This window comes from Nostoc cf. edaphicum LEGE 07299 (assembly GCF_015207245.1).
Taxonomy (GTDB): Bacteria; Cyanobacteriota; Cyanobacteriia; order Cyanobacteriales; family Nostocaceae; genus Nostoc; species Nostoc edaphicum_B.
The window spans coordinates 1-11,006 of the sequence record NZ_JADEXF010000028.1 but is presented as its reverse complement, the minus strand read 5'-3'; the positions used below and the strand labels follow the sequence as shown (position 1 = coordinate 11,006).

11 protein-coding genes and 2 pseudogenes are annotated in these 11,006 nt (G+C 43.1%); all 13 read left to right on the top strand.

Features of this window, described 5'->3' with window-relative positions; all coding sequences use genetic code 11:
• Window positions 1-565 (top strand): P-loop NTPase family protein (gene nifH, locus IQ229_RS01620; protein WP_194040672.1); only part of this gene is annotated, 565 nt, incomplete at its 5' end.
• 166 nt (window positions 566-731) lie between these two features.
• Window positions 732-1,118, top strand: coding sequence for a hypothetical protein (locus tag IQ229_RS01615; protein WP_194040670.1), 387 nt, complete (start codon window positions 732-734; stop codon window positions 1,116-1,118).
• A 248-nt stretch (window positions 1,119-1,366) separates the two neighbouring features.
• Complete coding sequence (locus tag IQ229_RS01610) at window positions 1,367-2,647, top strand: substrate-binding domain-containing protein (protein WP_194040669.1); 1,281 nt, start codon at window positions 1,367-1,369, stop codon at window positions 2,645-2,647.
• Window positions 2,648-3,023: 376 nt separating this feature from the next.
• Entirely contained in the window at window positions 3,024-4,142 is a 1,119-nt protein-coding gene (gene nifV, locus IQ229_RS01605) for a homocitrate synthase (protein ID WP_194040676.1), read from the top strand.
• 139 nt (window positions 4,143-4,281) lie between these two features.
• Window positions 4,282-4,422 (top strand): annotated as a pseudogene (locus IQ229_RS01600) (TOBE domain-containing protein); the annotation flags it as partial.
• Window positions 4,423-4,805: 383 nt separating this feature from the next.
• Complete coding sequence (locus IQ229_RS01595; RefSeq protein ID WP_194040667.1) at window positions 4,806-5,516, top strand: 2OG-Fe(II) oxygenase; 711 nt, start codon at window positions 4,806-4,808, stop codon at window positions 5,514-5,516.
• Window positions 5,517-5,639: 123 nt separating this feature from the next.
• Window positions 5,640-6,461 (top strand): NADPH-dependent oxidoreductase, encoded by an 822-nt coding sequence (locus tag IQ229_RS01590; protein ID WP_194040665.1) that lies wholly within the window; start codon window positions 5,640-5,642, stop codon window positions 6,459-6,461.
• 580 nt (window positions 6,462-7,041) lie between these two features.
• Window positions 7,042-7,263 (top strand): hypothetical protein, encoded by a 222-nt coding sequence (locus IQ229_RS01585; protein ID WP_094344907.1) that lies wholly within the window; start codon window positions 7,042-7,044, stop codon window positions 7,261-7,263.
• Between the two features lie 165 nt (window positions 7,264-7,428).
• Window positions 7,429-7,833 (top strand): annotated as a pseudogene (locus IQ229_RS01580) (phosphate-starvation-inducible PsiE family protein); the annotation flags it as partial.
• 366 nt (window positions 7,834-8,199) lie between these two features.
• Window positions 8,200-8,496: a transposase family protein gene (locus IQ229_RS01575; RefSeq protein WP_194040661.1), complete on the top strand. Its 297-nt coding sequence runs from the start codon at window positions 8,200-8,202 to the stop codon at window positions 8,494-8,496.
• Window positions 8,497-8,662: 166 nt separating this feature from the next.
• Complete coding sequence (locus IQ229_RS01570; protein ID WP_194040660.1) at window positions 8,663-9,154, top strand: DUF2231 domain-containing protein; 492 nt, start codon at window positions 8,663-8,665, stop codon at window positions 9,152-9,154.
• Complete coding sequence (locus IQ229_RS01565) at window positions 9,154-9,759, top strand: DUF2231 domain-containing protein (RefSeq protein ID WP_194040658.1); 606 nt, start codon at window positions 9,154-9,156, stop codon at window positions 9,757-9,759. The genes IQ229_RS01570 and IQ229_RS01565 overlap by 1 nt, the downstream gene beginning before the upstream one ends.
• Before the next feature lie 84 nt (window positions 9,760-9,843).
• Window positions 9,844-10,806 (top strand): cytochrome c oxidase subunit II, encoded by a 963-nt coding sequence (locus IQ229_RS01560; RefSeq protein WP_194040674.1) that lies wholly within the window; start codon window positions 9,844-9,846, stop codon window positions 10,804-10,806.
• Window positions 10,807-11,006: the final 200 nt, after the last annotated feature.

Here is an 11,006-nt window from a genome sequence, read left to right as displayed (position 1 = left end):
GCCGGAACCTGGTGTGGGATGCACAGGTAGAGGCATTCTGACATCAATTGGGTTGCTAGAACAATTAGGTGCTTATGATGATGCAGTTAGACTAGATTATACATTTTATGATGGTCTGGGTGACGTGGTATGCGGTGGATTTGTCATGCCCATTCGTGAACGTAAAGCTCAAGAAGTTTACATTATTACTTCTGGGGAAATTATGGCAATGTATACCGTCAACAACATCTGCCGAAGCATTCAAAAGTATGCTCCTATAGGCGGTATACGTCTGGGAGGATTGATTTGCAACTCTCGCAAAGTCGATGAGGAAGATGATTTGATAAAAGCTCTGGCAGAGAAACTGGGGACTCAAATGATCTACTCCATACCCAGAGACAACATGGTGCAACGGGCAGAGTTCCACCGCAAGACGGTGATTGAGTATGCTCCTGAGTGTGAACAGGCGCAGCACTATCGCAACCTGGCAATGGCAATTGACCAGAATACAGATTTTGTGACTCCGAAATCTATGTCTAACGATCAGCTAGAGGAACTGCTGGTAAAGTTTGGGTTGTTTGACTAGGACGATGCAGTAGGGGTTATCCCTCATACAAAGTGTCTGGAGCAATTGGCAATCTCTTACTCGAAAAAGCAGAAAAAACTGCGTAAACTTCTTACCACCATTTGAGAAATCGGCGTTCTGAACCACGCCAAAATCCGTCTACCTCATTGAAGGAGGAGAACTCATTATGTTGACCGAAGAGGTTTTAGTCGAAAAATTTATCACCGTAGTCAAGGGACGCTGTGCTAAAGTCGGCGAGTTGCTCCAGTACTGTCACGTCGAACTCGTAAACTCTTACTGGGGCTGCCCTCCAAAACTTATACAACATTTTGTTGTTTATTATCCTAATATGCTGTTTGCCTCAATTAATGCCAACAAAGATGTTTTCAGAGACGTTGCCCAAGATTTGGGGATATGTCAGGCTGTTTGCATAAATGCCACACGCATTATCCGCGACCCTGCCTCAAGGTTGAAGGAAAAGAACCCGATCTTATGGTTGGAACTCCAGTGGGTGGCAGTACCAATTAAAAAAGGCAATTGGCATTTAGATCGGGATTTACCGCACTCAGACTAAGTTTTCTGTTGGTGACGTAGGCATCGCCTTGGTTAACAGATGATGAAAAGGCGATGCATCGCTAAAATAGTATCCAAAAATGCAAGTATTTTAGCAAGGTGTATGTTATGCTTGCAGCAAATAAGCAAAATTGTCAAAACATCAACATGTCTGACAACAAAAACGGCAAACACTAGAAAACCTTTCTATTGACCCAACAAATTTAAGTTTGTGCGCTGCGGCTTTTTCTAACGGAGAGATACAGCCTCATGAAACTGGATGTGAATCTTTGCAATAACCTGAAGTCAATTAGAACTCGCTTGGGCATGAGTCAACAAGAATTAGCTAATATAGCTGGCGTAACTCGTCAGAGTATTGGTGGTGTGGAATTGGGACAATATGCTCCTTCTGTTGCTATGTCACTACGTTTAGCTAAGGCGCTTGGTTGCCAAGTCGAGGACTTATTCTGGTTTGAGGAAGATTTACCAGAAGTTGAGGCAATTCTTGCGGGATCAGCCCCTAAGCAACAGCAATCACGAGTTAGTCTAGCGCGGGTTGGGGATCAATGGATAGCTTATCCCCTTGTGGGGAATGATGCTTTTCGGATCGAAATGATTCCAGCTGATGGTGAGACAGTTGCGGTGAGTCACCCCGTTGTAGAGACTGGGGAATCCGTAGGGGTGAAAGAGTTCCCCTGCATCAGTAAATTGCCATTAGCGCCAGCACTTCGGCTACGCTCAGTGACCGAGGTAGCTAGTAACGAGCCTCACTCAGAGGGCAAAGCACAGAGCCAGATCGGTACAAATAAAGTCCAGGTTAGGCTTCTGGATGATATAGATAAACTGCACAATACAGTTGTGATTGCTGGTTGTACACCTGTGCTTTCTCTCTTGGCAAGAGCAACTGAACGTTGGCATCCAAAACTACGAATCCATTATCATTTCGCCCATAGCGGGGCTGCATTGCGTAGTTTGTGCCGAGGTGAAGTTCACATTGCAGGGATGCACTTATACGATGCTGACACTGGGGAACATAACATCCCCTTTGTGCGGTCAGCCCTAACAGGTAAGAGTGCCGTTTTGATTACCCTTGGAGTTTGGGAAGAAGGTTTGTTAGTCCCACCAGGAAACCCAATGGGAGTTAAAACAGTTTCCGACTTGGTAGAATTTGGAGCAACTATTGTCACCCATGAAGTGGGTTCTGGCAGTCGGATGCTTTTAGAACGGAAACTCCAAGAAGAAGGAGTGCCATTGCACAAAGTTAAAGGATCTGACCATATCGTTCATAGCCATCAAGATGTTGCCTTATCTGTAGTCTCAGGAATCGCTGATGCAGGTATCAGTACGGCATCTATAGCTACTGCCTTTGGATTGGGATTTATCCCCCTTCATCAGGCGCGATATGATTTGGTGATTATTAAAGAATACTTGGAAGAAGAACCAGTAAAGCAGTTTCTCAGTATCTTGGGACATCAGCTAGTGCGATCGCAATTAGAGATTCTCGGCGGCTATGACACTAGCAATATAGGCGAAGTTGTAGCAAATATCTAAATATCTAGTAATGACGCTTTCTACGAGACGCTAAAAGCGTAGCTTGCAACTCTTACAGAGTACGCGGACTCGCTTTGCGCGTCGCTAACGTAATTCGTAATTATTACCGCACGACTAAGGAATATGTCTTTTCGTTTCCACAACTCAAGTTAGCTGCTCTGTCTTTCAATTACTAATTAACGCGATGTGCAACTTCTCCTTAGAATCTCACTTCCATTCCTCTCCCCCACTCCTGAGAGGCTTTGATTTTTACTCCCCAACACTAGTAGGGAAGAGGTTGGGGTTACGTCTCAAAGAAAGTTGCACACTGCGTCAATTCCTCAAGCAAATCAAAATCACCCAACAAGTTAGCTGCAAAATGAATCATCACTTCGCTATGAACAAACATCCAGTTCAGATTAACGATACAACCTTGCGAGATGGCGAACAAGCGGCAGGTGTAGCCTTTAACGTTGAAGAAAAAATTGCGATCGCTACTTTTCTTGATGCCATTGGTGTTCCAGAATTGGAAATTGGTGTGCCGGCAATGGGGCAAGAAGAAGCAGAGTCGATCCGAGCGATCGCTAATCTGGGATTAAATGCCCAATTACTTGGCTGGAACCGTGCTAAATTGTCCGATATCCAGGCATCTATAGATTGTGGTTTAGAACGGGTGCATATTTCCGTTCCTGTATCGGAAATTCAGATTACCGCCAAGTTTGGGGGTAAGCAGCAGGTAATGCTGGATCTTCTGCGGGATGCGATTAATTTCGCTTGCGATCGCGGTTTAGCTGTATCTGTTGGCGGTGAAGATTCTTCCAGAGCCGATCCATCTTTTTTGTTGGATGTGGCGTATTATGCTCAAGAGTTGGGAGCTTTCCGGTTTCGCTTTTGTGACACTGTAGGAATTCTCGACCCTCTGAACACTTACAGCAAAGTTCGCTCCCTTGTGCATCATCTATTCATTCCCATAGAAATGCACACACATAATGATTTTGGACTGGCAATGGCGAACTCGCTAGCTGGTATTGAAGCAGGGGCGCGATCGGTCAACACTACAGTAAATGGGATTGGCGAACGCGCAGGTAATGCAGCGCTGGAAGAAATGGTGATGGCACTGAAACACCTCTACGGCATTCCAACGGGTATTAATACAAAACGGCTATTGGAACTGTCACGGTTAGTTGCGAAAGCTGCTAATTGGCCGGTTCCTCCCTGGAAAGCGATCGTGGGTGAAAATACTTTTGCACACGAGTCGGGGATTCATGCTCATGGTGTGTTGCAAAATCCCGGTACTTACGAACCGTTTGCGCCGGAAGATGTTGGTTGGGAACGCCGCTTGGTAGTAGGCAAACATTCTGGTCGGCATCTGATATTCAGTGTGCTGCAAGAACACGGAATAACGCTCAGTCAACTCGAAATTCAATCAGTGCTGGATGCTGTAAAGCATCAGTCAGTAAAAGTTAAGCGCAGTCTCACAGTTGAAGAACTTCTGAGTTTTGTTCCCCAAGGGTGAACTTAGAGGGGAATCGGGAGTAGGGAAGGTTAAGAAAGCATCACAATTCCGTCTCTGGTTAGCGTAGGCGCAGCCCGCCGCAGGCATCGCAGTTATTGTACCAACTGCTAGAATACTACCAATAATGTTGGTAATAACTATGCCGAGAAAAGAGCAAGGATGGATCACTTTTCAATTGTCTCTAGAAGAACGGCAACTTCTAGAGCAGTACTGCAAGCAGTTCCAACGCACTAAGACTGATGTTTTGCGCTCCCTGTTGCGTAGTCTCCAAGGACAATCACTCAAACAGCAAGGAAAGCAGTTTGATTCTGAAGAGGTTGATATTGACCTACTTTGAGCAGTGCTGAAGAATCGCTATCGGTAAAGTGAGTTGTCTTGCACCTAAACAAATTTGCAATGGGGTTGGTAATCCCTCTGAAATTGTAAAAAAGCGTTCAAGTTCAAAAGTTGACTATGACAAATCCTACAAAATTATTGCGATCGCGTGAAATTCCTTTCAATTACGAAATTGATTGGAACGACTTTTAAGTGTTGCGGCGATGAAACTTCTGCGGCTTGAGCAAAGCTTCTTATGCAGAGGTAAATCGGTTCTTGATCCTCCAATACCACTTGATGTCCAGGGTAATCATGATTGGTTAATTATACTAAAGCGTTTTTTCTACCATGCTTAATTTTGATTCCATTCGTACCACAGCAATGCAAAAAGTCCCATACAATTGGGCTTTGATCAAAAACCTGCTTTCACCAGAAGCAAGCTTAGAACTAGCTGCCAGTTTTCCCCACGAAGAGTTTCGCTTCTCAGAAGGCGAGGGATACGGATACCTGTGGACAAAAATGTTTGTCAGTAGCGAGGATATTTCCTTGATGCTCAGATATAGCGATAGTCGCTGGCAGCAGCGCATTGCAGAAGGGAGATTTACTTCTAACTTGCTTCCCCTTAGTAATATCTGGCGACAGCTGATAGAAGAACTGTGGACAGATTCTTACCGCGCAGCAATAGCCGAAATGTCTGGGTTGGAGTTAAAGGACTGTGCAATGGGTATTGGGTTTCGTCGGTATAATTTTGGACACTTACATCGCCCTCATACAGACGAGCCGAACAAAGTTTTAACTCATCTGCTATTTTTCAATCAACAATGGTCTGTAGACTGGGGAGGCTGTTTGCGAATTCTCAAAGACTCCCAGCCGGAATCTGCCTTCCAAGATATTCTACCCGTCAGCGATTCCTCAGTTGCGATCGCACGTTCTGACAATTCTTGGCATACGGTTACTCCGCTTACTTGCCCTGCATCTGAGTCTCGGCTAGCTTTACGAGTTGCTTTTTTTCGGAACAATCTAACTTCAGATTTTAGAGAAACCCAGCTAGCCGCGTAGCAATTAAGTATTTTCTCTCTACTTCTGTCAGAAAATCAGCCTCCTGACTTTCTAGTTCTTCCTTTTCGTTGTTGGTAATCCCTGTGAAATCGTCAAAAAGTGTTCACTCCTCAAAAGCTGACTATGACCAATCCTACAGAACTACTGCGATCGCGCTACGGTGAAGTTCCCTTCAATTACGAAATTGACTGGAACGAATCTCTAGAAACACTACTAGCTCACCGTTCAGTTCGGTCTTATCTATCCGATCCTTTACCACCAGGAACTCTGGAATGGCTAGTTGCTGCTGCTCAATCTGCTCCTAGTTCAGCTAATATGCAAACCTGGAGTGTGGTAGCAGTTGAAGATCCAGAACGCAAAGCAGAATTATGCAGGCTGGCTAATAACCAAGTATGGATTAACCAAGCTCCCGTATTCTTCGTTTGGTTAGCAGATTTAGGTCGTCTGGCTCATATTGCTGACAGTCGCGGACTAACTCCCGTAGCTCTGGATTACGTAGAACTGTTGGTTAAAGCCATAGTCGATGCTTCAGTCGCAGCGCAAAATGCGATTGTAGCTGCTGAATCTGTTGGTTTAGGAACGGTATATATCGGCGCAATCCGCAAAAGTACTCAAGAGGTAGCCACATTGTTGAATTTGCCGCCTTTTGTGTTCCCAGTGTTTGGGTTGTGTGTGGGTTATCCCAATCCTGAAGCACAACCTGTTGTTAAGCCGCGCCTACCTCAGCCAGCTGTATTCCACCGGGAAACCTATAAATTGGCAGAGCAAGATGATGCGATCGCTCACTACAACGATATCATGAAAGAATTCTACACTGAACAAAAGATGAATGTCGCTGGTGATTGGTCACAACACTCAGCCGAGCGGATTGCCACTTTAGACTATTTAAAAGGGTGCAAATACGTGCGTGAGACTCTGAATAACTTCGGCTTCAAATTGCTATAAAAGGAATCAACAGCCCAAAGACACATAGAACTCTAAGCATTCACCATACCCTTAATCTTAAGTAAGCTAGCAAGAGCGGCGACTAAAGGAGAACTTCTGATATCTGCACCAAAGCTTTTGATGCTTAAAGACTTAAAACCCTACACTCAGTCTCAAAAGATGATTACGGTGCGTAAGTCTCAGGAATAGATATAGAACTTACGCACCGTAACAAAATTATGTCATTGCGAGTGCAGCGATCACCTCCGGTGGGCGGTTACGCCATCGCATCTACCGATAAGCAAGCTACACAGAGCGTCTCCAAGAGTTGCAATCTCAAACCCTAGTTTTACGTTTTCAGTGCGTAAGTCCTAAAATAGACTCGCTAACTTGTCAGATATAGCAATTCTCCTGCTTGAAACCTTTCTACGAATTTGGGGAATCTGAAGGCATTTAAGCAGTCAACAGGCGAACAATTTAATGGGTATTCCAGCAAGTTTTATGTTTCAAAAAAGGGCTGACCTGTAAGAATCGCTCTTTGACTGAGAATTGCTGACTAAAAATGTAGAATTAACCCGCGAAACCAAAGGAGCTTCAAACAATGAATAATCTATCTACCAAAGACCTCAACAGACTACGCTCTCAAGCCAAAATAATTATGAATCGAGTGGAGATTTTCATAGAAACTTACTTATTAGAAGCTCCACCTGATGAAAATCTGATCAACGAAACCTTACAAGAGATCATCAAGGCTACAAATAGCTTAACAACCGCAGCATCTAAAATGAAAACTGCCGAAACCGCACATAAACTCAACGGTTAAAAATCGTTTAATACGGTTGAGTTGAACCCCATAGCTAAATAATGGGGGTTGAATGCAGTCCGTTAGCGGTAGCGGGGCGTTTAGCCCGTGCTGAGTAATCGATGCTAGATACTCAGCACTATTTCAATTATATAAATAAATGAATCTAGTCTGTTAGGAAATACGATGCTCAAAGGGTTAACTTTAAACTTAAATGACTGGCTACAAAGAAATACAATTGTACGTAACCTGGAGTTTTTTCAAGACTTTATTATCATTTCTCTCTGTCTTGGTTTATTCTGTGTGATGCTCATTCGACTGGGAGATATGTTCTTCTCCTTTTTGAGTCCATTAGATTTACGGCAAGTAACATCTGATATTCTGTTCATTTTGATTTTAGTAGAGTTATTCCGCCTGTTAATTGATCATATACAACAACAACGGACATCCGTGGCAGCAGCAGTAGAGATTACTATGGTTTCTGCTTTAAGAGAGGTGATTCTACGCGGTGTTCTTGAAATTCCCCGCGATCAAATTTTTGGAATTGCAGTATTTTTAGTAGTATTAGCGGGAATTCTTGTGGCTTTACCTTGAGTATCTAACTTTTTTGAACAGGTCAGAACTCCTCACACTGAAATAAAAGAAAAAACGCAATTATTGGCTGATAATCCTCAAGTTCATGATTAATTGTAACCACACATACTGTTTGAAAATTAGTTAGCGATCGCAAGTAATTTTAACAAATGTATGATATTCTTTATATATGGAGAATCAAAAGTACAAAATTCTTCAAAAAAATAAAGTACACTCCAAGACCAGCAATTCTCATTATGAGCTTAGGGCATAATAATATCCGAAGCCTATTTAGTCATTGAAGAGGACAAGGGGCAGGGAGCAGGCAGGGCTGTTTCATTCCCTAAAACAGGTAAAATTGCAAGTGTTGAGGGGATAAGAATCATGGGTGCTTGTCTGATTGAACATCTGCGGCAAGTAGAAGACTTCAGAACAAGTGATGGTCGAAGACATCCACTATGGTTGGTGTTGCTGTTTGTAATAATGGGTACTATGAGTGGATATGTTGGATACCGCGCGTGGGGGGATTTCGTCAAACAGCATCGTCGAGTATTGATCAAAATATTTGAAATACAAAAACACGGTGTTCCCTCATACTCAACTATCAGACGCATAGCGATGGGAGTCGATTTTGATAAACTAGTGACCAAATTTAATCACTGGGCGCAAAACTACGTTTAATTTGCCTATAAGAATTAAGCTACTCTGTGAAAGAATTCTCCTCATCAGAATTGCTGTTGTTATTTAGAAGGATTTTAAGTGCAATCTAAGTTGTTGTAGAAATCAAAAGATTGCGAAGTATTGCTTTGTAAGCACTAAGCACTAACTAACATATCAGTAGAATACCATGCTTGAGAATCTTCTGAATAACCATAATTTACCGTATCCTGATACGATACATCCCATCATTGTCCATTTTGTGATTGCGATGGTGTTGTTTGCCTTCGTGTGTGATGTCATTGGATACTTTACTAGCAACTACCGTCTTTTCGAGGTGAGTTGGTGGAATATGTTTTTCGCTACAATCTCCATCTTCATCGCCGTTATTTTTGGTCAATTTGAAGCAGGTTTAGCACAACCTTATAATGCAGCTCAACCAGTACTTAATTTACATACGCTCCTTGGCTGGTCACTTGCAGGAATTCTGGCAGCTATTACAGCTTGGCGTTACGTGATTCATTGCCGCACTCCAGAAAAAATATCAGTTTATTATCTAGCAGCAAGTCTACTTTTGACTGTTTTGGTAGGCATACAAGTGTATTTCGGAGATGAATTGGTTTGGGTATATGGATTGCACACTGTACCAGTTGTTGAAGCCATAAAGGAGGGCTTACTGTAATGAACCCTGAAGTTATTGAGCAATTAAAGACTCAGATGGGAGCAAATGGGTTGCCCTACACTATACCCATTCACCCAAATTTAGTTCATCTCACTATAGGTTTGTTCATCCTTGGCATTACCTTTGATTTGATTGGTGCATTCTTCCCTCTACAACAACCAATCTTCAAGTTTTTAGCAGTTCCTGCCACTCGTTCTAGCTTCTTTGATGCTGGCTGGTACAATATGCTAGGTTCAGCACTCATCACAATTTTTACGGTAGCAGCAGGTTTTTACGAAATCATGTTGGCAGAACCCCTGACTGGGGTAAAGAGTGCCTGGGGATTAGAAGCTATGGAAACAATGCTTTGGCATGGAGTAGGTGGTGTTTTTCTACTAGCGCTAATTCTTGGGATGGCTATTTGGAGAGGATTTCAGCGCTATATTTGGCATCAGGATGACAGTCAACAGGTGCAGTGGACTTATTTAGTTTCTGGGCTGTTCATCATGTTCATCATGTTCATCCACGGTACGCTAGGAGCGCACTTAGCTGCTGAGTTTGGGGTTCACAATACTGCTGATATATTGTTGCGCTTGGGTAAAGACCCCAATTTACTCCTGAAGTAACTCATGTTTGTCCTTTGTCATTTGTCCCTTGTAAATAACTAATGACTAATGACTAATGACCAATGACCAATGACTTTTATCGCTATGAAAATCCGAAATATTTTGATCTTGAGTGCGTTAGCGATCGCCTTAACTGCTGTTAGTCTTTTGATAGGGCAGTGGACGTATTCCTGGATGCCTCCTCAAGCCGCAGCAGAATCGCAGCTTGTCGATAAGTTGTTTAGTTTCTTAATCACACTGGGAGCATTTATCTTCCTTGGAGTCACAGGAACACTTATCTACTCAGCGATTTTCCATCGAGCAGAACAATATGATACCAGCGATGGCCCCCCAATTGAAGGAAATATCACACTAGAAATTGTCTGGACTGCAATTCCTGTATTGCTAGTGTTTTGGATTGCCACTTACAGCTACCAAATCTACGAGCAAATGGGGATTCAAGGCCCAATGGAAGCTATGCATCTGCATATTCCAATAGGGATGAAATCGGCATCTGCTGCACCAATTAACGGAGATGCGGGGATAGTTTCCGCCTCCCCAACTTCCTCAACTGCATCAACTGATGCTACATCAAATGTAATCCCATTTGAAGACATTGAAGTTAATGCCAAACAGTGGGCTTGGGTTTTCCGCTATCCAAAAACAGGAATTACCAGCACCGAACTACATTTACCCGTCAATCATCGCATCCGTTTAGCTATGCAATCTGAGGATGTTCTCCACGGCTTTTATATTCCGGCTTTCCGAGTCAAGCAAGACATTATTCCCAACCGCAACATTGACTTTGAATTCACCCCTATCCGCATTGGCAAATATGAATTGACCGATTCCGAATTTAGCGGTACTTACTTTGCAACCATGCGGGCAAATGTTGTTGTCGAGTCCCCTGAAGATTACAAGAAGTGGCTTGCAGAAGCGGCAAATCGTAAACCATGTACTGCAAATAATCAAGCAGCTTCCGAATATGCCCAAGAATCAAAAGAATTAATCAAAGGCTGGGTTACGGTAGCACCCGCACAAGCCCCTGTAGTTAATTACAGCAATTAGTCATTGGTCATTAGTCATTAGTTATTGGTTTTGGACAAGTGACAAATGACAAGTGACAAATGACAAATGACAAAGGACAAGTGACAAAGGACAAGTGACAAATGACAAATATTTCCGTTGAAGACATTACAGGTGACGCACCTCAACAGGAACCTAGAACAGACTGGAGGCAATACTTTAGCTTCAGCACAGACCACAAA

Excerpts from the sequence above, each read along its gene's own strand:
- IQ229_RS01615 (WP_194040670.1), top strand. The coding sequence starts at position 732 with ATGTTGACCGAAGAGGTTTTAGTCGAAAAATTTATCACCGTAGTCAAG.
- IQ229_RS01610 (WP_194040669.1), top strand. The coding sequence starts at position 1,367 with ATGAAACTGGATGTGAATCTTTGCAATAACCTGAAGTCAATTAGAACT.
- nifV (WP_194040676.1), top strand. The coding sequence starts at position 3,024 with ATGAACAAACATCCAGTTCAGATTAACGATACAACCTTGCGAGATGGC.
- IQ229_RS01595 (WP_194040667.1), top strand. The coding sequence starts at position 4,806 with ATGCTTAATTTTGATTCCATTCGTACCACAGCAATGCAAAAAGTCCCA.
- IQ229_RS01590 (WP_194040665.1), top strand. The coding sequence starts at position 5,640 with ATGACCAATCCTACAGAACTACTGCGATCGCGCTACGGTGAAGTTCCC.
- IQ229_RS01585 (WP_094344907.1), top strand. The coding sequence starts at position 7,042 with ATGAATAATCTATCTACCAAAGACCTCAACAGACTACGCTCTCAAGCC.
- IQ229_RS01575 (WP_194040661.1), top strand. The coding sequence starts at position 8,200 with ATGGGTGCTTGTCTGATTGAACATCTGCGGCAAGTAGAAGACTTCAGA.
- IQ229_RS01570 (WP_194040660.1), top strand. The coding sequence starts at position 8,663 with ATGCTTGAGAATCTTCTGAATAACCATAATTTACCGTATCCTGATACG.
- IQ229_RS01565 (WP_194040658.1), top strand. The coding sequence starts at position 9,154 with ATGAACCCTGAAGTTATTGAGCAATTAAAGACTCAGATGGGAGCAAAT.
- IQ229_RS01560 (WP_194040674.1), top strand. The coding sequence starts at position 9,844 with ATGAAAATCCGAAATATTTTGATCTTGAGTGCGTTAGCGATCGCCTTA.